The following is a 24,509-nucleotide window of genomic DNA, read 5'->3' as shown; positions in this document are numbered from 1 at the left end:
AGAATTCCATTCAGGCCCGCGCGGTTTTCTGCTAGGTTATCCACATGGCAAAAAGTCGGACGACCCGGGACCAACCAGGGCGACCGCGTAACTAGGGCAGAGATCATGAAGAAAATCGTATTCCTCGCGGCGGCAGCCGCATTCGCCGGCGGCATGGCGCAGGCCGGCCCCATCGAACGGGCCTGCCTGCAATCGGACCGGCAGGCCGCGAACCGCGCCCTGTGCGGCTGCATCCAGCAGGTGGCCAACGTCACGCTCGACCGCCGCGACCAGCGCATGGCCGCGCGGTTCTTCAAGGATCCGCACCAGGCGCAGGTGGTCCGGCAGTCGGACAACCCGCGGCACGAGACGTTCTGGAAGCGCTACAAGTCCTTCGGCGCAAGCGCCGAGACCTACTGCAGCTGATCGACGACGCCGTCGCAGGCCCGCTCGATCAGCCTGAGCGCGCCGTCGAAATCCTTGGTATAATAGGGATCGGGCACCTCTTCGGTGCCCGTTTCCGCGAAAGGGGCCAGCAGGCGCACGGGCGTCTCATGGCCCGCCGGGCGCTGCGCCTCGATATCGCGCAGGTTGTTGGGGTCGGCCGCCAGGATCAGGTCGAATTCGTCGAAATCGGCCGGCGTGAACTGCCGCGCGCGCAGCGGCGACAGGTCATAGCCCGCCCTCGCCGCCGCGCGGATCATCGGCGGGTGCGGCGGGTCGCCCACGTGCCAGTCGCCGGTGCCCGCGCTGTCCACCACACCGCTGATGCCCGCGGCGTCGAGCTTGGCGCGCAGCACCGCCTCGGCCGTGGGCGAGCGGCAGATATTGCCGAGACAGACAATCAGGATCCTGGTCATCGGTGAGCCCCCGGGGCTGTTCCGCTCGGGATCGAAGCTGTTTTCATCCGGATCGTCCTTTCGCTACCACGCATGCAGAGGAGACTAGCGGAGGAGCGGCCATGGAAAAGATCGTGGTTCTGAGCGGCGCGGGACTGTCCGCCGAAAGCGGCCTTGGCACCTTCCGCGACGAGGGGGGTGTCTGGACGCAGTACGACCTGAATGACGTCGCGACACCCGAGGGGTTCGCGCGGGATCCCGCCAGGGTCCACGCCTTCTACAACGCGCGGCGCGCCAACGCGGCGGGGGCCGAGCCCAACGCGGCGCATCACGCGCTGGCGCGGCTGAAGGCCGAGCGGCCGGACACGTTGCTCGTGACGCAGAACGTGGACAGCTTGCTGGACCGGGCGGGCGCGGCGGATGTGCTGCACATGCACGGCCGGCTGGACCGCGCACGGTGCAACGCCTGCGGGGCGACCTGGGACGCGCCCAAGGTCATGGACATGCTGGATCATTGCGCCGAATGCGGCAAGCAGGCGACCCGGCCCGACGTGGTCTGGTTCGGCGAGATGCCCCACGGTCTTGACCGGATCGAGGACGCGCTTTCGCAGGCCGACCTGTTCGTCGCGATCGGCACGTCGGGCACCGTCTATCCCGCTGCCGGTTTCGTCGATGCCGCACGTTCCCGCGACATTCCGACGCATGAGCTGAACCTCGCCCCGTCGGGCGGGGTTTTCGACACAGGACAATACGGAAAAGCCACCGAAGTCGTTCCCGCATGGGTTGATGAACTGCTGAACGCCGCGCGCTGAACACCCGCGCCGGCGAATGGCCTGTCGCAGCCTCGGGGACGTGTGGATCAAGGCCGATCCGGTTGTCCCAACGAGGACCGACAGGAAGGACAGTCCATGAAAAATCTCTCCCCGTTGCTGATCGCCCCTGCGCTGATCATGGGAGGCACCCTGCCCGCCCTTGCACAGAGCGACGCCCAGCGTATCGCCGCACTGGAAAACCGCGTGGCCGAGCTGGAAAACCGGGACGAGCCGCTGAGTTTCGGCAGCTCGAACACCACCGTCGACGTCTATGGCTACATCAAGGCCGATTTCATCTATGATTTCGGGGCCGAGCTGGGCAACACCACCTTCGGGCTGGTGGGGCTCGACGGCACGCAGAGCGGCGATTTCTTCAACGCCACCGTGAACCAGACGCGCCTGGGCTTCCGCAGCACGACGCCCACGTCCTTCGGCGAGCTGGGCACCCAGGTCGAGATCGACTTCTACGGCGCCGCGAACGCGTTCAGCACCGGCGGGGCCGAGCCCCGGCTGCGCCACGCCAACATCACGCTGAACGGCTGGCGGATCGGCAAATACTGGACGACCTTCATGCCGCTGTCGTCCTACCCGATCACGCTGGACTTCCAGGGCGTCGCGGGCATCCCCTTCGCCCGGCAGGAGATGATCCAGTACACCCACGAATTCGGCAACAACATCGTGGGCCAGGTCGCGCTGGAGGAAAATAACGGCGACAGCGACGACCCCGTGCTGATCGCGGCGCTGGCCTACGACACCGACCCGCTGCTTCTGCGCATGTCGGCCATCGGCGGCACCGTCAATGACGGGCTCGGCGGCGACGAGGACATGTGGGGCGTGAACCTGTCGACCACCGCACAGCTGTGGGAAGGCGCCACGCTGGACGCGTCCTACACCACCGGCTCGGCGCTGGCGCCCTATCTGGTGTTCCTGGGCGATTCCGTGGACGGCGCGGGTGACGCCATCGACACCCAGGCAGCCTATATCGGTCTGGCGCAGGAGGTCGGCGAGAACTGGACCTTTCGCGGCATCTATGGCTGGCGCGACATCGACAGCGGCGCCGCGGGCGACACCGAGAACCTAGAGTCAATTCACCTGAACGCGCAGTACCAGGTCGCCGAAAGCACCACGCTGGGCGTGGAGTATTTCCACGGCACCCGCGACACCTTCGGCGGGGGCAGCTACGACGTTGACCGGATCCAGACCTCGATCCAGTTCAGCTTCTAGCGGCCGAGAGACAGGCGGGGCTTTGATGTCCCTTTGTCCCGCCTGGTATGGCGCGTGGTCGCGGCCTCGTGCTAGGCCGCGCGTCATGCCCAACACGATCACAACGCGCTCCGCGCAGCGCTCCGACATCGACGCGATCGCGCGGATCGACCGAAGCGGCCTGTCCACCGGGCTGGCCAGCTTCCGCGACACCCCCCATGACGCCCGGAGTTTCGCCGCCTTCGACCCGCCCGCAGGCCTGGCCCTTATGGGCCTGATGGGCGACGAGGCGCGCGGCTGGGCGGGCGTGTCCCGGACTTCGCCGCGCGCGGTCTATGCCGGCGTGGGCGAAATCTCGGTCTACGTGGAGGCGGGCTTTCGCGGCGCGGGCCTTGGCGCACGCCTGATCGCGGACACCGTGGGGGCGAGCGAGGCGGCGGGGTTCTGGACCCTCGTGGCGCAGTGTTTCCCCGAGAACGCCGCGTCCATCGCCGCGCTGGAACGCGCGGGCTTCGTCCGTCTGGGACTGCGCCGACGGTTGGGGCGGATGAGCTACGGACCCCGCGCGGGGCATTGGTGCGACGTGATGATGCTGGAGCGCCGGTCACCCGCCGTCGGGATGGACTGAGAATACCGGAACACGCGAAAAGACCCCGCCGCAAGCGACGGGGCCTTCCTGCAGATCGGGACGCGGGCGATCAGGCGGTGGCCTGGGCCTTCGCGATCTCTTTCTTGATCTTCAGGGCGTTGGGCGACAGGTCCGTTTCCTTCGCCTTGGCCATGAAGCCGTCGAGCCCGCCGCGGTGATCCACGGTGCGCAGCGCCGAGGCCGAGATGCGCAGCTTGAAGGTGCGGCCCAGCGTTTCGGACATGAGCGACACGTCGTTCAGGTTGGGCAGGAAGCGGCGCTTCGTCTTGTTGTTGGCGTGGCTGACATTGTTGCCAACCATGGGACCTTTGCCGGTCAGTTCGCACACGCGCGACATGATCTTATCCTCGTCTGGTCGTGTCCGAGCCGGGCCACGAGGGGCCGGCCGGCGGACGGAATCTGTGAAGTCAGGCGCGGATAAGCAATCGCGCCGCGCGCGTCAAGCGGCAAAGGGCAATACGCTCCGCGCGGCGCCGCGTCAGTCGGGCCGGTCGCCACCAAAGAGCAGCGACAGCATCCGGTCCGCCGCCGCCGAGGGCGCCGCGTCGCCCGCCGCCACCGCCGCGCCCAGCTCTTCCATGCGCGCGCGCGTCTCGGGGTCGGACCCCAGGTGGCGCAGGATGCCGTGGCGCACCGCGTCGTCGAACCAGTGGCGGTTCTGCCGCGCGCGGGTCTTGTCGAACTGCCCGCTGGCGCGGCGATGCGCGACGAGCGTGCGCATCTCGTCCCAGGCGGTGGCGATCCCGTCGCCGGTGACCGCCGACACGGTCAGCGCCTTGGGAAAATCCTCGGGGTCGCCGGGGCGCTTGCGGAAAAGCCGCAGCGCGCCCGCGTAATCGGCGCAGGTGCGGCCGGCCTGGGCCTTCATCTCGCCATCGGCCTTGTTGACCAGGATCAGGTCCGCGATCTCCATGATCCCGCGCTTCACGCCCTGCAGCTCGTCCCCGCCGCCGGGCGCCAACAGCAGCGTGAAGATGTCGGTCATCTGCGCGACCAGAGTTTCGGACTGCCCCACGCCCACGGTTTCCACGATGACCACGTCGAAGCCCGCAGCCTCGGCCAGCGCGATGACCTCGCGCGTGCGGCGGGCGACGCCGCCCAGCTCGGTCTGGCTGGGGCTGGGGCGGATGAAGGCGTTGGGGTCGCGGCTGAGCTGCTCCATCCGGGTCTTGTCGCCCAGGATCGAACCGCCCGAGCGGGCCGAGCTGGGATCGACGGCCAGCACCGCGACCCGCAGCCCCTGCCCCGTGAGCATGAGGCCGAACGCCTCGGTGAAGGTGGACTTGCCCACCCCGGGCGTGCCCGACAGCCCGATGCGGATGGCCTGCCTCTCGGGGTCGGTCACGGCGTCCAGAAGCTGCGTGGCCTGCGCACGGTGGTCGGCGCGGCCGCTTTCCACCAGCGTGATCGCGCGGGCGAGCGCGCGGCGGTCGCCGTCCCTGATGCCGGTGATGAGCCTGTCGAGATCCATGGCCGCGATCTGGACCGAAGGGGGTCGCGATGTCCAGACGGGGGCGCGGGCCGTCGGCGTCGCGATACAGGTATTTTTGGAAAGATGAAGCCGGGGGCGTGGCGCGGGGGGGCCGGGCCGCGCTATGGGGAGCCATGGAACTGCCCATCGACGAGGTGCTGGACGAGGTGCGGGCCGCGCTGGACGCGCGGGGCCGGGTCGTGCTTCAGGCCCCGCCCGGCGCGGGCAAGACCACCCGGGTGCCGCTGGCGTTGCTGGACCGGGTCGCGGGGCGCATCGTCATGCTCGAGCCGCGACGGCTGGCCGCCCGCGCGGCGGCGGAGCGGATGGCCGAGACCCTGGGCGAGCCGGTGGGCCAGACCGTAGGCTTCCGTATCCGGGGCGAGGCGAGGGTTTCGGACGCGACGCGCATCGAGGTGGTGACCGAGGGCATCCTGACCCGCCGGTTGCAGAATGATCCGGGCCTCGACGGCGTCGGGTGCGTGATCTTCGACGAATTCCACGAGCGATCCCTGAACGCCGACCTGGGGCTGGCCCTGACTTGGGAGGTGGCGCAGGCGCTGCGCGACGACCTGGCCATCGTGGTGATGTCGGCGACGCTGGATGCGGGGCCGGTGGCCGCGTTGCTGGACGCGCCGGTGGTGACCAGCGCGGGGCGCGCGTACCCGGTCGACACCGTCTGGCTGGACCGGCCGCGTCCGAAGGAGCAGCGCTTCGAGACCGCGATGGCGGCACTGATCGCGCGGGCCGTCGACGAGAGCGAGGGCGGCGTGCTGTGTTTTCTGCCGGGCGAGGGCGAGATCCGGCGCGTCATGGCGCAGCTGGACCTGCCGGGCGTGGCGCTGCGCCCCCTGTACGGCGCCCTGCCCTTCGCCGAGCAGCGCGCGGCCATCGCGCCGTCGCCGGGGCGCAAGGTCGTGCTGGCCACCGCCATCGCCGAGACGTCGCTGACCATCGAGGATATCCGCGTGGTGGTGGACGGTGGGCTGGCCCGGCGCGCACGGTTCGATCCGGGCTCGGGCATGTCGCGGCTGGTGACCGAGCGGGTGAGCCGCGCCGAGGCGACCCAGCGGGCCGGCCGCGCGGGCCGCGTGGCGCCGGGCGTGGCCTACCGGCTGTGGACCCGGGGCGAGGACGGCGCCCTGCCCGCCTTCGCCCCGCCCGAGATCGAGACCGCGGACCTGGCGCCCCTGGCGCTGGAGCTGGCCTTGTGGGGCGCGCGGGAGGCGGGCGAACTGCCCTTCCTCACCCCGCCGCCCGAGGGCGCCATGGCCGAGGCGCGGGCGCTGCTGGCCGACCTGGGTGCGCTGGCGGACGGGCAAATCACCGACCACGGCCGCGCGCTGGCCGCCATGCCGCTGCATCCGCGGCTTGCACATATGCTGCAATTGGCGGGGCCCGAGGCGGCGGAGCTGGCCGCGCTCTTGTCCGAACGCGACATCCTGCGGGATCGCGGGGTGGACCTGTCCTTGCGGCCGCGGGCGCTGGCCGACCCCGGCGCCTTCGGGGTCGCGCGCGGGCCGGTGGCGCGGATCCGGGACGAGGCCAAGCGGTTGCGGCGGCTGGCGGGGCCCCGGGCCGATCTGGGCGTCGCGCAGCGGGCCGCGCTGGCCTATCCCGACCGCGTGGGGCTGCGCCGCCCGGGCGACGCGCCACGCTGGCTGTTGTCGGGCGGCAAGGGGGTGAAGATGGCCGAGGGCGACCCGCTGGCCGCTTCGCGCCTGCTGGTGGTCACCGACACGGACGGCCACCCGCGCGAGGCGATGGTGCGCCAGGCGATCGCGATCAGCGAGGCCGAGCTGCGCGGGGTGCTGGGCGACCGCATCCGGTGGGTCGATATCTGCGAATGGTCCCGTCGCGAGGGGCGCGTGGTGGCGCGCCGGCAGGAGCGGCTGGGCGCCATCGCGCTGGACGACCGGACCTGGCCCGATGCGCCGCCCGACGCGGTGGCCCGGGCGATGCTGGACGGGGTGCGCCAGCTGGGGCTGGCCCCCTCGCCCGCCGCGCGGCGGTTCCTGGCGCGGGTGCGGCTGCTGGCATTGTTCGACACGGGCGAGGACGCGCTGCTGGAAAGCGCCGAAGAATGGCTGCTGCCCTACCTGCAAGGGGTGCGCAGCGCCGAGGAGTGGAAGCGGTTCGACCTTCTGCCCGCCCTGCGCGCGCGGCTGGACTGGGACGCGCAGCAACGCCTGGACGCCGAGGCGCCGGGCCATATCGTCACGCCGCTGGGCCGCAAGCTGGCCGTGGATTACGGCGGCGACGCGCCCGAGGTCGCGGTGCGGGTGCAGGAGCTGTTCGGCATGACCACCCATCCCACCGTGGCGGGCCAGCCGCTGAAGCTGACGCTGCTATCGCCCGCGGGCCGGCCGGTGCAGGTGACGGACGACTTGCCGGGCTTCTGGGACGGCAGCTATGAGGATGTTCGCAAGGACATGCGCGCGCGCTATCCCAAGCACCCCTGGCCCGAGGACCCGCGCGCCGCCGACCCGACCCTGCGCGCCAAGCGTCGGGCCAAGTGAAGGAGACACCATGAGCCTGTTGGAAGACCTGGCCGACAAGCTGGCGCAGGAGGCCCTGCACGTGGCCGAGACGACCGGCGACGAGACCGCGATCGACCGCGTGGCCGAAGCGATCGGCGCATCTTCGACCACCATGGAAGAGGCCTACCTGACCGCGGTGCGCGTGCGGCGCGCCGAAGCGCGGGCACGGGCCCTGCTGGCCGAGCTGAAACACGACGCCGGACAGTAATTCACGATTCCGGTGAACCTCCTGGCGGCCCCCCGGTCAAGGACCGATGGGGACACCCCCCGGTTGCCACGGAGGACGGCGGATGGACAGCAGGATCAAGCAGGACTCGCTTTGGATCTTCCCGAGGGTGAACCGGTCGGTCTTCGTGGCCTCGGCCGTCCTGATCCTGGGTTTCATCGTCTTCGGCGCCCTGTTCAACGACCTTGCGAAGTCGATCTTCACCGGCGCGCAGACGGTGCTGGCAAGCAACCTGGGATGGCTGCTGATCATCGAGGTCAACCTGCTGCTGATCTTCGTGATCTTTCTGGCGCTGGGGCCCTTCGGTGACATCCGGCTGGGCAAGATGGACGAGGCGCCGGAATACGGGCTGCTGTCGTGGACGGCGATGCTGTTCTCGGCCGGGATCGGCATCGGCCTGATCTACTGGGGCGTGGCCGAGCCCATGTTCCACTACTTCTCGCCGCCCATGGGCGAGGCCGAGACGGTGGAAAGCGCCAAGCAGGCCATGACCCTGAGCTTCATGCACTGGGGCTTTCACGCCTGGGCGATCTATGCCGTCATCGCGCTGGCGCTGGCCTATTTCCACTATCGTCAGGGGCTGCCCCTGACGATCCGGTCGTCGCTTTACCCGTTGCTGGGCGAGCGCATCTACGGCCGCTGGGGCGATCTCGTGGATGTCTTGGCGGTGTTCGGCACCATGTTCGGGATCGTCACGTCGCTGGGCCTTGGCGCGATCCAGATCAATTCGGGGCTGGAGCGGGTCTTCGGCCTGCCCGAATCCGCCTTCGTGCAGGTCATCATCATTACCTTCATCACCGCGGCGGCGACGGCATCGGTGCTGGCGGGGCTGGATGGCGGGATCAAGCGGCTGTCGAACCTGAACATCTTCCTGAGCTTCCTGATGCTGGCCTTCATGGTGGTGGTGGGGCCGACGCTATTCATCTTCGACAGCTTCGTCGAGAACTACGGCAACTACGTGAATTCGCTGATCGACCTGGGCACCTGGGCCGAGGGCTGGGGCGATGGAACCTGGCAGAACAGCTGGACGATCTTCTATTGGGCGTGGTGGGTCAGCTGGGCCCCCTTCGTGGGGGTGTTCATCGCGCGGATCAGCCGCGGCCGGACGATCCGCGAATTCCTGCTGGGCATCATGCTGATCCCCTGCTCGATCATGTTCTTCTGGTTCACCGCCTTCGGCGGCACGGCGATCCGCATGTCGCTGGCGGGCGAGACACGGCTGGTCGAGGCCACGCAGGAGAACTACGCGCAGACCATGTTCGAGCTGCTGACGTTCTTCCCGTTCTCGGGCTTCATGTCGGTCTTCGCGGTGGTGCTGATCGTGCTGTGGTTCGTCACCTCGTCGGACTCGGGGTCCTTCGTGATCGACATGCTGACGGCGGGCGGGGATCCCGACCCGCCCAAGATCCAGCGTGTGTTCTGGGCCGTGAGCGAGGGCGCGGTGGCGTCGGTGCTGCTGGTCATGGGCGGGCTCGACGCGTTGCAGGCGGCGGCCGTCATCGCGGGGTTCCCCTTCGCCGTGGTGATCGCGATCGTCGCGGTGGGGCTGTGGCGGGCGCTGCGATGGGACAGCCTGATGGTGCATCGCCACAAGCAGCGCTATCGCAACGACCGCGAGGCCGATCACAACATGCCAGACCAGCCCCATTCCGCCGAGCTGGACGACATCGGCAAGGCCGAACCTTCGATGAAAGGCGAGCGCGCGCCTGCCGAATGAGGCGGGCGCCGACTGTCGACCGCCGACCGGATCACCGGATGGGAGAACGCCCCCTTGCGAGCGCCGCGCGGGGGCGTTTTGCTGTCGGCCCGTGCGAAGGGCCTAGACGCCCAGGCAGTGGCGCATGATGGCCTTCTGCGCGTGCAGACGGTTCTCGGCCTCGTCGAAGATCACCGAATGGGGGCCGTCCATGACCTCGGACGTGGCCTCGTCGTCACGGTGGGCCGGCAGGCAGTGCATGAACAGCGCGTCGGGCTTGGCCCTGGCCATCAGCGCGGCGTTCACCTGGTAGCCGCGCAGCTGGTTGTGGCGCCGCTCGCGGGCCGATTGCGGGTCATGCATGGACACCCAGGTGTCGGTGACGACGAGGTCCGCGCCCTCGACCGCCTTGTGGGGGTCCCGCTCGGTCACGTACATCCCGTCCCACGCGCGTTCGGGGTCCAGCGGCTCGGGGCCGGTGAAGGTCAGGTCGAAATCGAACTGCCGCGCGGCGTGGGCGAAGCTGGCGAAGACGTTGTTGCCGTCGCCCGACCACACCACCTTGCGCCCGGCGATGGGGCCGCGATGTTCCTCGTAGGTCATCACGTCGGCCATGATCTGGCAGGGATGGGTGCGGTTGGTCAGCCCGTTGATGACCGGCACCGTGGCGTGTTCGGCCATTTCCAGCAGCGTCGCCTCCTCGAAGGTGCGGATCATGATGAGATCCACGTAGCGCGACATGACCCGGGCGGTGTCGGCGATGGTCTCGCCATGGCCCAGCTGCATGTCGGCCCCCGAAAGCACCATGGTCTGCCCGCCCATCTGCCGCACGCCCACGTCGAAGCTGACCCGCGTCCGCGTGGACGGCTTTTCGAAGATCAGCGCCACCATGCGGTTCTTCAGCGGCTGGTCGGCGTCGGGCTGCCCTTTCGGCTGGCCGTCGCGGCTTTGCTTCATGGCGCGGGCGTGGTCGACGATGGCCCGCAGGTCGGACTTGTCGGTTTTATGGATATCGAGGAAATGCGGCATCGGATCGCCCTTTGCTGGCGGGGGGCTGTGGGTTTTGCACCCGTGGTCCATCATGTTCGCACCCATGGCGCATAGAGGGACGCCCCCGCAGAGGTATTTATGGAAAGATGAAGATCACGGCGCGAGCGACGCCGCGGCGGCGTCGAGCCGGGCGAGCCCCTCGGTCAGGTCGTCGTCGGTGATGGTGAGCGGCGGCAGCAGGCGCACGACCTCGTCGGCGGCGGGCACCGTGAGGATGTGCTGCGCGTAGCCGGCCTTGACCAGCTCGACCGCCGGAACCTTGCATTTCAGGCCCAGCATCAGGCCCTGCCCCCGCACGTGATCGAAAACGCCCGGATGCGCGGCGATGAGCCCCTCGAGCCCCTGGCGCAGGCGCGCGGCCTTGCGGTTCACGTCGTCGAGGAACCCGTCCGCGGTCATGATCTCCATAACCCGCGCGCCCACCGCGCAGGCCAGCGGGTTGCCGCCATAGGTCGAGCCATGGGTGCCCGCCGTCATGCCCGAGGCGGCATCCTCGGTCGCGAGCACCGCGCCCAGCGGGAAGCCGCCGCCGATGCCCTTGGCGACCATCATTATATCCGGCGCGACGCCGGCCCATTCATGGGCGAAGAGCTTGCCCGTCCGGCCCATGCCGCACTGCACCTCGTCCGCGATCAGCAGGATGCCGTGGCGGTCGCAGGCCTCGCGCAGGCCCTTGAGACACTGATCGGGCAGCGGGCGGATGCCGCCCTCGCCCTGCACCGGCTCGATCAGGACGGCGGCGATGCTGTCGTCGAGCGTCGCCTCGAGCGCGTCGTGGTCGCCCCATGCGAGATTGGTGAAACCCGGCAGCAGCGGGCCGAAGCCGCGCGTCATCTTTTCCGACCCGGCCGCGGCGATGCCCGCCGAAGAGCGGCCGTGGAAGCTGCCGGTGAAGGTCACGATTGTGCTGCGCGGCGTGCCTTTGTCGAACCAGTACTTGCGCGCCATCTTCACGGCCAGCTCGCAGGACTCGGTCCCGGAATTGGTGAAGAAGACCGTGTCGGCGAAGGTGTGGGCGACCAGCAGGTCGGCCAGCCGCTGCTGCTGCGGCACCTGGTAGAGGTTCGAGACGTGCCAGAGCCGCTGCGCCTGGTCGGTCAGCGCGGCGACGAGATCGGGGTTGGCGTGGCCCAGCGCGTTCACGGCGATGCCGGCGCCGAAATCCAGCACGCGCGCGCCGTCTTCGGTGGTGAGCCAGGCGTTCTCGCCCTTGGCGAAGGCGAAGGGGGCCCGATTGTAGGTGGGCAGGATAGACGGGATCATGGACGTGTCCTTGCGGGGCGCGAGGCCCGATTGGTGGCAAAGGGAGGATGGGCTGTCAATCGCGCGTGCGCGCGGGCCCGGCGGCTTGGGCCGGTGTCAGCGGGTGCGTCGTCGCAAGGAGAGGCGCGTCAGGTCCATGGGCGGGGCATAGCCCGGACGCGGCGCGCCTGTCCAGTGGCGGCGTTCAGGATTTCAGGCGATAGCCCTTCTGGAACCACCGCAGTGCCAGCAGGCACAGCGCCGCCGTGACGCCCGCGCAGACCGCGAGCCCCAGCCAGGGCGAGGAATCCGACACCCCCAGCGTACCGTAGCGCGCCCCGTCGATGAGGTAGAAGAACGGGTCGAAATGCGCCGCGGTGGTCAGCGCGGGCGGCAGGTCGTCGATGGAATAGAACGTGCCCGACAGGAAGCTGAGCGGCGTGATGATGAAGTTGGTGATGGCCGACATCTGGTCGAACTTGTTGGCCACGATCCCGCCCAGGATCCCGAGCGCGCCCATCATCAGCCCGCCCAGGAGCAGGAAGGTCAGGAACCACAGCGGGTGGGCGAGCCCCGTGCCCAGCACCACGATCATCACCGCGCCGATGACGAGACCCACCAGCGCGCCGCGGGCGAGACCGCCGGCGAGGTAGCCGAACAGAAGCTCCAGCGGCGAGAGCGGCGGCATCAGCGTGTCGACAATGTTGCCCTGGACCTTGGCGGCGAGGATCGAGGACGAGGTATTGGCGAAGCTGTTCTGGATCACCGTCATCATCAGCAGCCCCGGCGCGATGAACATCACGTAATCCACGCCCATGATCTGTCCCCGCGCGGGGCCGATGGCGATGGCGAAGACCGCCAGCAGCAGGCCCGCGTTGATCAGCGGGCCCATGACCGTCTGGCTCCAGATCGCCATGAAGCGGCGGCATTCCCGCTCGGCCAGGGTGAACATGCCCGTGCGGTTCCAGCGCCCGAAGCGGCGCACGCCCATTTCGTCGATATTCGCCATGACCTGTCCCCTGCTGTCTCGGTGGCGCCGCTTGTAACCGGGCGCGCGGTGATTAGAATAGGGGCGTGCGAGAAATCTCAAGGCGGATGCGCAACCGGCGCCCGCCTTTGTTTTGCTTTGAAGGAAGCCCATGTCCTGGACCGACGAACGCGTTGAGACGCTCAAGAAGATGTGGACCGAAGGCCAGTCCGCCAGCCAGATCGCGAAAGAGCTGGGCGGCGTGACCCGCAACGCGGTGATCGGCAAGGTGCACCGGCTGGGGCTGTCGAACCGCGGACCCGGCGCCGACAAGCCCGAAGCCGAGGCCGAGGCGGCGCCCGAACCCGCGGCCGCCACCGCCGCGCCCGAGCCGGCGGAGGCCGAGGAAGGGCCGTCGACCCAGTCGGCCAGCCCGCCGGCCACGAACCGCCGCGCGATCATCCCCGCCGGTCAGCCGCTGCCGCCGCAACCCTCGGCCAACGAGATCTCGCCCGAGGCGCTTGCCTCGGTGCGCGAGGTCGAGAAGAACGCCAAGAAGATCAGCCTGATGGAGCTGACCGAGCGGACCTGCAAATGGCCCGTGGGCGATCCGGCGACGACGAATTTCTGGTTCTGCGGCCTGCCGGTCCAGTCGGGCAAGCCCTATTGCGAGGCGCATGTGGGCGTGGCGTTCCAGCCCATGTCGTCGCGGCGGGACCGCAAGCGGTAACGCACCCGGCAGTCGCAAGAAAACAGAGGCCCGGCAAGATGTTGCCGGGCCTTTTTCATGTCCTGCGCGAAGGGGACTCAGCCGGCCTTGCGGCTTTCGATCGCCTCCCAGATCCGGGCGGTGACGTTGTCGCCGTTGAAGCGCTCCATCTCCTGCAGACCGGTGGGCGAGGTCAGGTTGATCTCGGTCAGGTAGGGGCCGATCACGTCGATGCCGACGAAGATCTGGCCCTTCTCGCGCAAAAGCGGGCCGATGGCGGCGCAGATCTCGCGGTCGCGGTCGGTGAGGTCGATCTTCTCGGGGCGGCCGCCCACATGCATGTTCGATCGGGTCTGCCCCTCGGCCGGGACGCGGTTGATAGCACCCACGGGGTCGCCGTCGACGAGGATCACGCGCTTGTCGCCCGCCGAGACGTCGGGAAGGAATTGCTGCGCGATCAGCGGCTCGTTGTTCATGCCGCGAAAGAGCTCGTGCAGGGAGTCGAGGTTGCCGTCGTCGCGGCGCAGGCGGAACACCCCGGCACCGCCATTGCCGTAGAGCGGCTTGACGATGATGTCGCCGTGGCGGGCCTTGAATTCGCGCAGGACCTCGAGATCCCAGGCGATGGTGGTCGACGGGATCAGCTCGGGGAATTGCAGAACCAGCAGCTTCTCGGGCCAGTTGCGCACCCAGCTTGGGTCGTTCACCACAAGCGTGCTGTCGGGCAGCAGGTCGAGGATGTGGGTCGAGGTGATATAGCCCATGTCGAAGGGCGGATCTTGCCGCAGCCAGACCACGTCCATCTCGGAGAGGTCCTGGTCGCGCATCTCGCCCAGGGAAAAATGATCGCCCCGCTCGCGCCGGACGGTCAGGTCGGCGCCGCGCGCGATCACGCGGCCGTCGCGCCAGCTGAGCCTGTCGGGCGTGTAGTAGAACAGGCTGTGGCCGCGGGCCTGCGCCTCTTCCGCGATGCGGAAGGTACTGTCGGCGTCGATATTGATGGGCGCGATGGGATCCATCTGGATGGCAACGCGAAGCGACATGATGGCGGTCTCCTGCATGGGTCCGCCGATACATGGCGCAGGGCACCGCCCGCGGCAATGGTGCCCGGCGGTTACATGAAGGCGTTTTCGAGGATCTCGATGCGCCCCTGCCCGTCCACCAGCGCCACGTCGAACCGCGTTTCGGTCAGGCCGCCCCGCGGCTCGCCGCCGAGAAACTCGGCCGCCGCCGTCAGCAGACGCTCGACCTGGCGGCGCGAGACGCGATGCGCCGCGCGGGCCAGGTCGCGGGCGCGCTTCACCTCGACGAAGACGACCGAGTCGCCGTCGCGGCAGACCAGGTCGATCTCGCCGCCCTGCCCGCGCCAGCGACGGCTGGCGATGCTGAGGCCCGCATCCTCGTAGTGGCGGGCCACCTGGCCTTCGGCCGCCATTCCCGCCGCGTGATTTGTCGCGCCGTCCATGGGCGTCACTCCTCGTTCGAAAGCCGCAGCGCCAGTTGGTAGGCGTCGCGCTTTTTCAGGGCGAAGGCCTCGGCCACGGTGTTGGCCGCCTCCTTCACCCGCATGGTTTCCAGCGCGCGGCGCATGGCGTCTTCCACATCCTCCGCATCCGCGGTGTCGCGCGCTCGGTCGATGACGACCACCACTTCGCCGCGCAGCGGATCGTCCTCGCAGCCGGCGATGAGGTCGGACAGCCGCCCGCGGCGCACCTCTTCGAATTTCTTGGTCAGTTCCCGGCAGATTGCCGCGTCCCGGTCCCCCAAGATTGCGACACAATGATTAAGCATCGGTAAAGACCGCTTGGCCGTCTCGAAAAACACCAGCGTCGCGGGCACACCGGCCAGTTCGCGCAGGGCGGTGTCGCGCGCGCCCTGCGCGGGCGGCAGGAAGCCGGCGAAGAGAAACCGGTCGGTGGGCAGTCCGGCGAGGCTGAGCGCGACCAGCGGCGCCGAGGGGCCCGGGACGGCGGTCACCTTGTGGCCGGCCTCGGTCGCCGCGCGGGCCAGGTCGAAACCGGGATCGGCCACCATGGGCGTGCCCGCGTCCGAAGCGAAGGCCACCGACCGCCCCTCGGCCAGCGCCTCGAGCACCTTCGGCCGCACCCGCGCGCCGTTGTGGTCGTGGTAGGACCAGAGCGGCCGGCCCGCGAGGGGAATGCCGTGGATTTCCATGAGCTTGCGCAGGGTGCGCGTGTCCTCGGCCAAAAGCAGGTCGGCCGCGCGCAGGGTGTCGAGCGCGCGCAGCGTGATGTCGCGTGCCGTGCCGATCGGGGTCGCGACCAGGTGCAGGCCGGGCTCGGGCGGCGGGCCCGGAGGCAGGCCGCTCATTGCCGATCCTTCGATTTACACCCCGAGCCCGCTCGCATAACGTGAGCCATATCCTGTCGCTTCCTCGAAAAATCCAAGGGGTCCCTAACATGCTTGCACCGCTCGGCGCCATGCTGAAGCCCGTGGGCCGCGGCGCGCTGGTCTGCGCCGCCGCCGTCCTTCTTGCCGCCTGCGAACCGGTCGCCATCGGCGCGGGCGGTGGCAGCTCGGGGCCGCGCGTGGACACGTCGCAACCGGTGCGCGTGGCGCTTCTGGTGCCGAAGGGCGCGGGCGGCGGCGGCGGCGTCGTGGGCCGGTCGCTGGAGAACGCCGCGCGGCTGGCCGTGGCCGACGTCCAGGGCGCGCAGATCGACCTTGAGGTCTACGACACCCAGGGCACCGCAGCGGGCGCCACCGCCGCCGCCAACGCGGCGATCGCCACGGGCGCGCAGATCATCCTCGGGCCCCTATACACCCAGTCGACCAGCGCCATGGTGCCGGTGGTCGCGGACCGCAACATCAACGTGCTGTCCTTCTCGAACAACACCGCCGTGGCGGGCGGCAACATCTTCATCCTGGGCCAGACCTTCGACAGCGTGGCCAACCGGCTGGTAAGCTACGCCCGCCGGGAGGGCCGGTCGAGCCTCGCGGTGGTGCACGCCGCCGACACCGCCGGCCAGGCCGGGCGAGACGCCATCGTCTCGGCCGCCCAGCGCGGCGGGATGAGCGTGGCCACCGTGCAGTCCTACCCGCTGAGCCAGGACGGCATCACCCAGGCCGGCCCCCGCATCGCCACCGCGATCGAGCAGACGGGCGCCGACACCGTGTTCCTGACCGCCAACGTGGACAGCGACCTGCCGCTGGTCGTCACAGCCCTGCCGGAAAACGGCGTGAACCCGGCCGAGACGCGGTATCTCGGTCTCACCCGCTGGAATGCCGCACCCCAGGCGCTGTCGCTGCCGGGACTGCAGGGCGGCCTGTTCACCCTGCCCGACCGTTCGGTGCAGGCGCAGTTCGAATCGCGCTACCAGGCGGCCTATGGGTCGGCGCCGCATCCACTGGCGGGTCTCGGCTATGACGCCGTGCAGGCGGTGGGCGCACTGCTGGCGCAGGGCCGGTCCGACGCGCTGAGCGCAAGGGCCCTGACGCAAGGCTCGGGCTTCTCGGGGGCCAGCGGCATCTTCCGGCTGCTGCCCAACGGCACCAACCAGCGGGCGCTGGCCGTGGCACAAGTACAAAACAACCAGGTCGTGATCCTTGACCCCGCACCCAAACGCTTCGGTGGCTCCGGCTTCTGAGCCGGACGGCCCCGACGACACCCATCGCGACCCCGATGGCCTGATCTGTCCGGCCGGCGACATCTTCGACCGGCCGGCCGAGTTGGGCGCGCTGAATGCCGCGCTCGAGGGTGTGACCGATGCCGCGCAGATCCGGCGCATCACCGTCGAGCGGCTGAAGGACGCGCAGGCACGCGGCCGCGACGCCATCGCGGAGGCCTTCGCCAAGCAGCCGGGCGCCGCGCGGGAATGCGTGTCGGCCTATTCGCACCTGACTGACTGCCTGGTGCGGACCACCTTCCAACTGGTCACCACCCGCCTGCACCCCTGCCCCAACCCCACCGAGGGCCAGCGGCTGGCGGTCTTCGCGGTGGGCGGATACGGGCGGGCCGAGATGTGCCCGTTTTCGGACGTCGACCTGCTGTTCCTCAGCCCCTGGAAGCTGAGCGGCTGGGCCGAGAGCGTCATCGAATCGATGCTGTATATCCTGTGGGACCTGCGGCTGAAGGTGGGCCACGCCTCGCGCACGGTCGAGGAATGCATCCGCCTGGGCCGGGGCGACTACACCATCCGCACCGCGCTTCTCGAGCATCGGTTCCTGACCGGACACCACGCGCTGGCCGACCGGTTGCAGGAGGCGCTGTGGACCGACCTCTTCGAGGGCACGGGCAGCGACTACGTGGCCGCCAAGCTGGAGGAACGGGCCGAGCGGCACCGCCGCCAGGGCGGCCAGCGCTACATGGTCGAGCCCAACGTGAAAGAGGGCAAGGGCGGACTGCGGGACCTGCAGACCCTGTTCTGGATCGCGAAATACGTGAACCACGTGCAGGACGCCGCGGACCTGGTGGAAAAGGGCACCTTCACCGCCGAGGAGTTCGACGGCTTCGTCCGGGCCGAGACGTTCCTGCTGGCCGTGCGCTGCCACCTGCACCTGATCACCGGGCGCGCCATGGACCAGCTGACCTTCGATTTGCAGGTCGAGGTCGCCGAGCGCATGGGCTTCACCGACAAGGCCGGGCGCCGCGCGGTCGAACATTTCATGCAGGCCTATTTCCGCCACGCCACCCGCGTGGGCGAGCTGACGCGCATCCTGCTCACCGCGCTCGAGGCCGATTTCAAGAAGGCCCCGCCCAGCCTCGTCGGCTTCTTCCGCCGCCGCCGCCGGGTGAAGCCGGGCTTCGCGCTGAAGCAGAACCGTCTGACCTTCGCCGGCTCCGACCCGTTCGCGGACGACCCCAAGCAGATCCTGCGCATCTTTGACGAGGCGCTGCGCACCGGATACCTTCTGCATCCCGACGCCATGCGGCTGATCGCGGCCAACCTCGACATGATCGACGACGAGATGCGCCGCGACCCCGAAGCGGTGCGCATCTTCCTGGACCTGCTGCTGAAGCACGCCAATCCCGACCGGGCGCTCCGTCGGATGAACGAGCTGGGCGTGCTGGGCGCCTTCATCCCCGAGTTCGAGCCCATCGTGGCGATGATGCAGTTCAACATGTACCACCACTACACGGTGGACGAGCACACCATCCAATGCGTGCGGCACCTGAACGAGATCGAGGAGCACAAGCTGGTGGACGAGCTGCCGGTCGCCACCTCGATCATCGAGGAAGGCTATGCCCGCAAGGTGCTGTACGTGGCGCTGCTGCTGCATGATATCGGCAAGGGCCGGCCCGAGGATCATTCGGTCCTTGGCGCGCGGATCGCCCGCAAGGTCGCGCCGCGGCTGGGGCTGAGCCGCGCCGACGTGGACACCGTCGAATGGCTGGTGCGCTATCACCTGCTGATGAGCGACATGGCCCAGAAGCGCGACCTGTCGGACCCGCGGACGGTGCGCGATTTCGCCAAGGCCGTCCGCACCAAGAAGCGGCTGGACCTGCTGCTGCTGCTGACGGTGTGCGACATCCGCGGCGTCGGCCCGGGCACCTGGAACAATTGGAAGGCGCAGCTTCTGCGCAACCTGTACCGCGAGACGGCGAACGCGCTGGAGAACGGGCTGGAGGCGCTGAACCGCGAGAACCGCGGGAACGAGGCCAAGGCCGCTTTGCGCGAGGCCCTGTCGGACTGGGACAAGAAGGACATCCGCGCCGAGACGCAGCGCCATTACCCGCCCTACTGGCAAGGGCTGGGTGTGCTGGCTCACACCGCCTTCGCGCGGATGCTGCGCAACATCGCACCGGACCAGATCAAGATCGACATTACCGACGACGAGGATCGCGACGCCACCCGCATCTGTTTCGCCATGGCCGACCATCCCGGCATCTTCTCGCGCCTCGCCGGGGCGCTGGCGCTGGTTGGCGCGAACGTGGTGGACGCGCGCACCTATACCTCGCGCGACGGGTTCGCCACGGCGGTGTTCTGGGTGCAGGACCACGAGGGGTCGCCCTACGAGGCCGCGCGCATCCCGCGCCTGAAATCGACCATCGACAAGACGCTGAAAGGCGAGGTCATCGCCCGCAAGGGCCTGGACGACCGCGACAAGATCAAGAAGCGCGAGCGCGATTTCCGCGTGCCCACCAACATCGCCTTCGACAACGAGGGGTCCGAGATCTACACGATCATCGAGGTCGATACCCGCGACCGCCCGGGCCTGCTGCACGACCTGACGCGGGTGCTGGCCGGCGCCAACATCTCGATCGCCTCGGCCGTGATCGCGACCTACGGCGCGCAGGTGGTCGATACCTTCTACGTGAAGGACATGTTCGGGCTGAAGATCTACTCGGACTCGAAGCAGCGCGCACTGGAGTCCAAGCTGCGCGAGGCCATCGAGAACGGGTCGAAACGCGCCCGGTCCTAGGGCGAAGGGGCCTCGGCGTCACGGATCGTCCGCGTCGCAGGAGGCGGGGTCGCAGGCTTCGGCGACTTCGGCCGCCGCTTCGATCGCCTCGAAGAGACCCGTGTCGTCCTCTTCCACGGTGGCGATGGCCGAAGCACGCTCGACCGCCTGGTCTACCCTGCCGGCCTGCGCGTCGTTGATCGACGCCACCCGCTGATAGATGTCCTTGTCGGGATAGAGATCGACCAGCCGGGTGCAGGCGTCTTCGGCCAGCGCCCGTTGCTCCGTGTCGAGAGCGAAGTCGCAGGCGCGGAAGAGGTAGAGCTCGCTGTCGGGGTCGAGATTGGTGGCCATGGCGTAATCGGCGGCCGAGGCTTCGGGCTGGTCGAGCCGGGCCTTGCTGGCGGCCCGAACGAAATACAGGAAGGCACGATTGACGGCTGGGGCACTGGCGCTGCCGTCGATCGCGGTGTCGAGGTGACGGATCGCCTCGTCGAAGGATTCGATATCGAAATTCAGGGTTGCCAGCGCCTCGCTGCGGCGCCAGTCGATGGCCTCCAGGTCCGCGCTGACCTCGATCCCTTCGAGCATCTTGATGGCGCGGTCGTGGGCCCCGAGCTTGCGGTGCACCTCGGCCTCGGTCAACGAAATGGAGTAGTCCAGATACTCCGCCAACCCCGTCTCCAGCGTGTTGGCCCAGCGGCTGTCCAGCAGCCGGCTGGCGTCGTGACAGTCGCGCCGGGCCGAGGCGAGAAGGCCGATCTGCGTGTTCACCTCGCAGCGGCGCCACAGCAGCCACGGGTCGCGCGGGCTGATCTCGAGCGCCGAGGACAGCGTGGCCAGCGCCTTTCCGAAAAGCCCGTCGTAGAGATAGGCCGTTCCCTTGTAGCGTAGGGCCCGCGCCAGATCCTGATCGGACAGGGTCGCGTCGCCCAGAAGCGCGTCGACAGCGCCCACCACGCTGTCGAAATCGCGCTCGCCCAGCAGGTCGACGGTCTGGTCGAGCCGCGCATCGATCTGTTCCTGCAGGGCGCCGGCATGGGCCGACGCGCCCAGCAGAAGGCCGAGCGCCCAGCCCGCGGCAAGGATCGGCCAGCGCGTCATGCTAGCAGTCTTTCAGGTTCGGCGGGCACGGCGCGGGGGGCGGACCGGCCTGCGCCGTGTTTACCGTGGCAAGCGATGCCAGCGCGATCACCAGGGCAAGCCCGATGGCGACGGCGCGGACCGATGCCGCCTTGCGATCATCCAACATTCTTTCCTCCATCCTGTTTTCCTGTGCCGGGAGAGGTACCGGCGGGGGCCGCCGGGGTCGGCTGACCCGCGGGGGGCAGCGCCGCGGCGGGGGCCGGCGCGGGCGCGCCATCGTCGGGCCGCGAGCCGAACCAGTCTTTCAGAAGGCCCACGAAGGTGCCGAAATAGAAACCGATGATCAGCCCGCCCCAGTTTTCAAGGATCGTGGGCGTGGTGTCGGTGCTGATATAGGGGTGCAGAATGGCGGCCCCGATGGTGAAGAGGGCGATCATCGAAGACACCACGATGATGACGACGACGACGAACCTGCGCAGCCAGCGATCTTCCATGTCTTACCCCTCCACCTGGCATTGCCCCAGCTGGGACGAGAAGTCATAGGCGCTGCCCAGGTGAGACGTTCGCACCAGCGGCTGCGAGCCGCTTGCGTTCACCGTCTCGGCGAACATCGACCAGAAGAAATTGAGGTTCGGATCGCAGATGATCCGTTCGCGGGTGGCCGGGCCGAGCCCCTGCCCCGCCGGTGCCCGGGACACCTGGTAGAGATACTTCTCGAAATCGGAGAGACCGACGCGCTTGGACAGGATCGACAGGTCCGGCTCGAACGTCATGAAGTCGTAGATGTCGCTGATGCAATCGAGGAACTTGGCCTGGTCGATCAGGCCGTATTCGCACGACATCTTGTAGCGTTCCTGGTGGATGCTGGCGAGCCGCCGGGTCAGCAGACCTTCGCTCAGGGCGAGGTCGATGGCCCGGTCGAAGGAGGCACGGGCGAGATCGTAGAACGTGTAGTCGGTGTAGATCGGCTGGTCGAGATTGGGCGCCCGTGCCAGCACGAAGCCAAGCTCGGACAAGACCCGATAACGGTCGATGCCCCCCAGTGCCTCGAACTCGCGATTGAGGTCGATGCTGGCGATGTCTTCCGCGATGCGCTGGTCCATGGCGCCCGGATGCTCGACCATCCGCGCCACAAGCTCGACCAGCAGCATGAAATCCTCGGCATTGTCCGATCCAGCATCGCCCTGAGGCGTGTTCGTCAGAGCGACCGTCCAGTCATAGGCGTCGCGATAGCTGTCGAGCGGCTGGGGATCGGCGTCGATCACGGCACGGATCCGCCGGACCTGCGAGCGGTTCGAGTCGAACATCCGTGTCACCCGCAGGTGTTCCTTGTCGACCCGGCCCAGATGCTCGATCAGGGGGTATTCGAGCGTGCCGCTCCAGACATCGGCGGCGAACGAGACGCGCACGATGGTCGGCAATTCCAGCGTGTCCGACGTATCGACGGTATATTCGGCGACCGCCATGCCCAGAAGTTCGTCCTGACGCTCGCGGCTGGTCAGGGCGAGCGGTCTCTGGATTTCGCTTTGCTGGAAGGAATTGACCGCCCGGGCCTTCAGCCCCTCGATCACGGCATCCGCGCTCCACGGATAGGGCCGGACCAGGTTGCCCTGCCCGTCGTAGAAGTGGATGGCGCCCGAGATCAGGGTCTTGCGTTCGTCGGCGGTCGCGTCCGTGGCGGTGGCGCCCAGCGACGAGAGGATCGCCAGCGTCCCCAGGACGTGACGGATCGAAGGCGTGCGAGGTCCGTGGTCGAAAAGCTGCGACATGGTATCTTCATAAAATCAGCGTCGGGGCCTTGGAAAATGAGCCCAAAAGAGAAAATCGTAAAAATACGCAATCGCAGGTAGATTAGCACGAGATACCTCGCCGATCAACGTTTCCATTATTGCGGGAATATCAAGATGACGGGAACCGCTGTGAGTGCATGTGCCGCGCGGCTTCGGCCGCTTGGCGCCTGACAGCCTCGGGTCGCCCGCGCTCCGGCTTGCGCCGGCCCGCAAACCCGGCCAAGGAAGGGACATGAGTGCCAAGGGGCCGCCACGGCTGATACGGAGTTTCCTGACGGTGGGCGGCTGGACCTTCGCCAGCCGCATCATGGGGTTCGTCCGCGACGTGATGATCGCGGCCTTCCTGGGCGCCGGTCCGGTGGCCGAGGCGTTCCTGGTGGCCTTTTCCCTGCCCAACATGTTCCGCCGCTTCTTCGCCGAGGGCGCGATGAACATGGCGTTCGTGCCGATGTTCGCCAAGCTGGTCGAGGCGGGCGAAGGCGCGCGCGAATTCGCCCGCGACGCGTTCACGGCGCTGGCGACGATCCTCATCGTCCTCACCTTGATCGCGCAGGTCGCCATGCCGGCGCTGGTCTTCCTCATGGCGTCGGGCTTCGTCGCGGACGAGCGCTTCGAGCTTGCGGTCCTCTTCGGGCGGATCTGCTTTCCCTACATCCTGCTGATCTCGCTCGCGGCGCTGCTGTCGGGGGTGCTGAACTCGCTGGGGCGGTTCAGCGCGGCGGCGGCGGCGCCCGTCCTGCTGAACTTGGCTCTGGTGGGGGCGTTGTGGCTGGGCGACCGGATGGGCTGGCCGCCGGGCCTCACGCTGGCCTGGACGGTGCCGCTGGGCGGTGTGGCGCAGCTGGTGCTGGTCTGGATCGCGGCCAAGCGCGCGGGCTTCGCCATGGTGCCGCGCCGCCCCCGCCTGACGCCCGAGCTGCGGCGGCTGGCGGTCATCGCCGCCCCCGCCGCGCTGGCGGGCGGTGTGCTGCAGGTGAACCTGCTGGTGGGCCGCCAGGTGGCGAGTTTCTTCGACGGGGCGATCGCCTGGCTCAGCTACGCGGACCGGCTGTACCAACTGCCGCTGGGCGTGGTCGGCATCGCCATCGGCGTGGTGCTGCTGCCCGAGCTGTCGCGCCGCCTGCGCGCCGAGGATGGGCCCGGCGGGCGCGACGCGCTGAGCCGCGCGGCCGAGTTCGCGCTGATGCTGACGGTGCCCGCCACGGTGGCCTTCCTCGTGGTGCCGGGCCCGCTGGTCGAGGTGCTGTTCCAGCGCGGTGCCTTCGATGCCGCCGACGCGCGCGCCACGGCGCTGGCCGTCGCGGTCTACGGCCTCGGGCTGCCGGCCTTCGTGCTGCAGAAGGTGTGGCAACCGCTCTACTACGCGCGCGAGGACACGCGCACGCCGCTGCGCTATGCCATCGTGTCGCTGGGCGTGAACGCGGCGGTGGCCATCGGGCTGGCGCCCGTGGTGGGCTTCATCGCGGCGGCCATCGGGACCACGGTGGCCGGCTGGGCCATGGCGTTCCTGCTGATCCGGGGCGCGCGCGGCATGGGCGACGCGGCCAGCCCCGACGACCGGTTCCTGCGCCGCCTGCCCCGCATCGCGCTGGCCTCGGCGCTCATGGGAGTGTGCCTGTGGCTGTCGCTCTGGCCGCTGGCGCCGGTTCTGGACGGCCCCTACGCCGCCGCCGGGGTCGCCGCGCTGGTGGCGATCGGCGCGGTCAGCTATTTCGGCATCGGTCACCTGATCGGGGCGCTGTCGCTGGGCCAGATCCGCCGGTCGCTGCGCCGCTGAAGCGCGACACCCGCTTCGGCCGAACCGACATGAGTATTTCCGGACCAGTGATGGGGGGCGCCGCGCCCTGCTGCATCACTGGTCTTCAAATACTCATGTCGCGCCCCTCG

Annotated in this window: 24 protein-coding genes; 11 read left to right on the top strand and 13 right to left on the bottom strand. The window is 68.8% G+C overall.

The genetic code is table 11. The annotated features are described in order from the left end of the window. Window positions 1–105: 105 nt before the first annotated feature. The gene (locus BMX96_RS01255; RefSeq protein ID WP_091843390.1) at window positions 106–405 is read left to right on the top strand and encodes a hypothetical protein; all 300 of its coding nucleotides are present in this window, start codon (window positions 106–108) and stop codon (window positions 403–405) included. Here the strand turns inward: BMX96_RS01255 and BMX96_RS01250 are convergent. Next, window positions 393–839 (bottom strand): low molecular weight protein-tyrosine-phosphatase, encoded by a 447-nt coding sequence (locus BMX96_RS01250; RefSeq protein WP_091843387.1) that lies wholly within the window; start codon window positions 837–839, stop codon window positions 393–395. The two genes, BMX96_RS01255 and BMX96_RS01250, sit on opposite strands and share 13 nt — an antisense overlap. 101 nt (window positions 840–940) lie before the next feature. Here BMX96_RS01250 and BMX96_RS01245 point away from each other — a divergent pair, with 101 nt between their 5' ends. The 3 genes from BMX96_RS01245 to BMX96_RS01235 all read left to right on the top strand — a co-directional run bounded on the left by BMX96_RS01245 (window position 941) and on the right by BMX96_RS01235 (window position 3,461). Next, complete coding sequence (locus tag BMX96_RS01245) at window positions 941–1,630, top strand: NAD-dependent deacylase (protein WP_091843384.1); 690 nt, start codon at window positions 941–943, stop codon at window positions 1,628–1,630. 96 nt (window positions 1,631–1,726) lie between these two features. Beyond that, window positions 1,727–2,854, top strand: coding sequence for a DcaP family trimeric outer membrane transporter (locus BMX96_RS01240; protein WP_091843378.1), 1,128 nt, complete (start codon window positions 1,727–1,729; stop codon window positions 2,852–2,854). An 85-nt stretch (window positions 2,855–2,939) separates the two neighbouring features. Beyond that, entirely contained in the window at window positions 2,940–3,461 is a 522-nt protein-coding gene (locus tag BMX96_RS01235) for a GNAT family N-acetyltransferase (protein ID WP_175481626.1), read from the top strand. Window positions 3,462–3,531: 70 nt separating this feature from the next. On the opposite strand, the gene rpmB is transcribed toward BMX96_RS01235, so the two are convergent. Both rpmB and meaB read right to left on the bottom strand, forming a co-directional pair. Beyond that, window positions 3,532–3,819, bottom strand: coding sequence for a 50S ribosomal protein L28 (gene rpmB, locus BMX96_RS01230; RefSeq protein ID WP_073128671.1), 288 nt, complete (start codon window positions 3,817–3,819; stop codon window positions 3,532–3,534). 141 nt (window positions 3,820–3,960) lie between these two features. After that, window positions 3,961–4,953 carry a methylmalonyl Co-A mutase-associated GTPase MeaB gene (gene meaB, locus BMX96_RS01225; protein WP_091843372.1) on the bottom strand — a complete coding sequence of 331 codons (993 nt, stop codon included), beginning with the start codon at window positions 4,951–4,953 and terminating at the stop codon, window positions 3,961–3,963. Window positions 4,954–5,087: 134 nt separating this feature from the next. On the opposite strand from meaB, the gene hrpB reads away from it, so the two are divergent. The 3 genes from hrpB to BMX96_RS01210 all read left to right on the top strand — a co-directional run bounded on the left by hrpB (window position 5,088) and on the right by BMX96_RS01210 (window position 9,436). Next, window positions 5,088–7,472 carry an ATP-dependent helicase HrpB gene (hrpB, locus tag BMX96_RS01220; RefSeq protein WP_091843369.1) on the top strand — a complete coding sequence of 795 codons (2,385 nt, stop codon included), beginning with the start codon at window positions 5,088–5,090 and terminating at the stop codon, window positions 7,470–7,472. A 10-nt stretch (window positions 7,473–7,482) separates the two neighbouring features. Next, window positions 7,483–7,701: a hypothetical protein gene (locus BMX96_RS01215; RefSeq protein WP_091843366.1), complete on the top strand. Its 219-nt coding sequence runs from the start codon at window positions 7,483–7,485 to the stop codon at window positions 7,699–7,701. Between the two features lie 82 nt (window positions 7,702–7,783). Further along, window positions 7,784–9,436, top strand: a complete 1,653-nt coding sequence (locus BMX96_RS01210) for a BCCT family transporter (RefSeq protein WP_091843363.1) — start codon at window positions 7,784–7,786, stop codon at window positions 9,434–9,436. 102 nt (window positions 9,437–9,538) lie between these two features. Here the strand turns inward: BMX96_RS01210 and argF are convergent, their stop codons facing one another. The 3 genes from argF to BMX96_RS01195 all read right to left on the bottom strand — a co-directional run bounded on the left by argF (window position 9,539) and on the right by BMX96_RS01195 (window position 12,716). Further along, the gene (gene argF, locus BMX96_RS01205) at window positions 9,539–10,444 is read right to left on the bottom strand and encodes an ornithine carbamoyltransferase (protein WP_073128666.1); all 906 of its coding nucleotides are present in this window, start codon (window positions 10,442–10,444) and stop codon (window positions 9,539–9,541) included. Window positions 10,445–10,558: 114 nt separating this feature from the next. Beyond that, the gene (locus BMX96_RS01200) at window positions 10,559–11,728 is read right to left on the bottom strand and encodes an aspartate aminotransferase family protein (RefSeq protein WP_091843360.1); all 1,170 of its coding nucleotides are present in this window, start codon (window positions 11,726–11,728) and stop codon (window positions 10,559–10,561) included. Window positions 11,729–11,912: 184 nt separating this feature from the next. Continuing rightward, the gene (locus BMX96_RS01195) at window positions 11,913–12,716 is read right to left on the bottom strand and encodes an ABC transporter permease (protein WP_236736915.1); all 804 of its coding nucleotides are present in this window, start codon (window positions 12,714–12,716) and stop codon (window positions 11,913–11,915) included. A 130-nt stretch (window positions 12,717–12,846) separates the two neighbouring features. On the opposite strand from BMX96_RS01195, the gene BMX96_RS01190 reads away from it, so the two are divergent. Beyond that, the gene (locus BMX96_RS01190; protein ID WP_073128663.1) at window positions 12,847–13,404 is read left to right on the top strand and encodes a GcrA family cell cycle regulator; all 558 of its coding nucleotides are present in this window, start codon (window positions 12,847–12,849) and stop codon (window positions 13,402–13,404) included. Between the two features lie 77 nt (window positions 13,405–13,481). Here the strand turns inward: BMX96_RS01190 and gshB are convergent, their stop codons facing one another. From gshB to rsmI, 3 genes are all read right to left on the bottom strand, one after another. After that, window positions 13,482–14,426 (bottom strand): glutathione synthase, encoded by a 945-nt coding sequence (gene gshB / locus BMX96_RS01185; RefSeq protein ID WP_091844368.1) that lies wholly within the window; start codon window positions 14,424–14,426, stop codon window positions 13,482–13,484. Between the two features lie 71 nt (window positions 14,427–14,497). Next, window positions 14,498–14,848, bottom strand: a complete 351-nt coding sequence (locus tag BMX96_RS01180; protein ID WP_091843357.1) for a YraN family protein — start codon at window positions 14,846–14,848, stop codon at window positions 14,498–14,500. A 5-nt stretch (window positions 14,849–14,853) separates the two neighbouring features. Beyond that, complete coding sequence (rsmI, locus tag BMX96_RS01175; protein WP_091843354.1) at window positions 14,854–15,714, bottom strand: 16S rRNA (cytidine(1402)-2'-O)-methyltransferase; 861 nt, start codon at window positions 15,712–15,714, stop codon at window positions 14,854–14,856. 89 nt (window positions 15,715–15,803) lie between these two features. Here rsmI and BMX96_RS01170 point away from each other — a divergent pair, with 89 nt between their 5' ends. Both BMX96_RS01170 and BMX96_RS01165 read left to right on the top strand, forming a co-directional pair. Then, the gene (locus BMX96_RS01170) at window positions 15,804–16,991 is read left to right on the top strand and encodes a penicillin-binding protein activator (RefSeq protein WP_091843351.1); all 1,188 of its coding nucleotides are present in this window, start codon (window positions 15,804–15,806) and stop codon (window positions 16,989–16,991) included. After that, window positions 16,975–19,767 (top strand): [protein-PII] uridylyltransferase, encoded by a 2,793-nt coding sequence (locus tag BMX96_RS01165; protein WP_236736914.1) that lies wholly within the window; start codon window positions 16,975–16,977, stop codon window positions 19,765–19,767. Before BMX96_RS01170 ends, BMX96_RS01165 begins: the two co-directional genes overlap by 17 nt. Window positions 19,768–19,785: 18 nt before the next feature. Here the strand turns inward: BMX96_RS01165 and BMX96_RS01160 are convergent, their stop codons facing one another. From BMX96_RS01160 to BMX96_RS01150, 4 genes are read right to left on the bottom strand one after another with little or no spacing between them, the layout of a single operon-like run. After that, the gene (locus tag BMX96_RS01160; RefSeq protein ID WP_091843346.1) at window positions 19,786–20,850 is read right to left on the bottom strand and encodes a tetratricopeptide repeat protein; all 1,065 of its coding nucleotides are present in this window, start codon (window positions 20,848–20,850) and stop codon (window positions 19,786–19,788) included. Window position 20,851: 1 nt separating this feature from the next. Continuing rightward, window positions 20,852–20,998 (bottom strand): hypothetical protein, encoded by a 147-nt coding sequence (locus tag BMX96_RS19500; RefSeq protein ID WP_175481625.1) that lies wholly within the window; start codon window positions 20,996–20,998, stop codon window positions 20,852–20,854. Further along, the gene (locus BMX96_RS01155) at window positions 20,988–21,326 is read right to left on the bottom strand and encodes a hypothetical protein (RefSeq protein ID WP_091843343.1); all 339 of its coding nucleotides are present in this window, start codon (window positions 21,324–21,326) and stop codon (window positions 20,988–20,990) included. Before BMX96_RS01155 ends, BMX96_RS19500 begins: the two co-directional genes overlap by 11 nt. A 3-nt stretch (window positions 21,327–21,329) precedes the next feature. After that, entirely contained in the window at window positions 21,330–22,601 is a 1,272-nt protein-coding gene (locus tag BMX96_RS01150) for a hypothetical protein (RefSeq protein ID WP_091843340.1), read from the bottom strand. Window positions 22,602–22,854: 253 nt separating this feature from the next. Between BMX96_RS01150 and murJ the strand changes: the two genes are divergently transcribed. Further along, on the top strand, window positions 22,855–24,399 hold the full coding sequence (gene murJ / locus BMX96_RS01145; protein WP_091843336.1) for a murein biosynthesis integral membrane protein MurJ: 1,545 nt from the start codon (window positions 22,855–22,857) through the stop codon (window positions 24,397–24,399). Window positions 24,400–24,509: the final 110 nt, after the last annotated feature.

Origin of the sequence: Palleronia pelagia (assembly GCF_900110115.1) — a bacterium.
GTDB classification, from domain to species: Bacteria; Pseudomonadota; Alphaproteobacteria; order Rhodobacterales; family Rhodobacteraceae; genus Palleronia; species Palleronia pelagia.
This window is presented reverse-complemented; position numbering and strand designations above follow the sequence as displayed.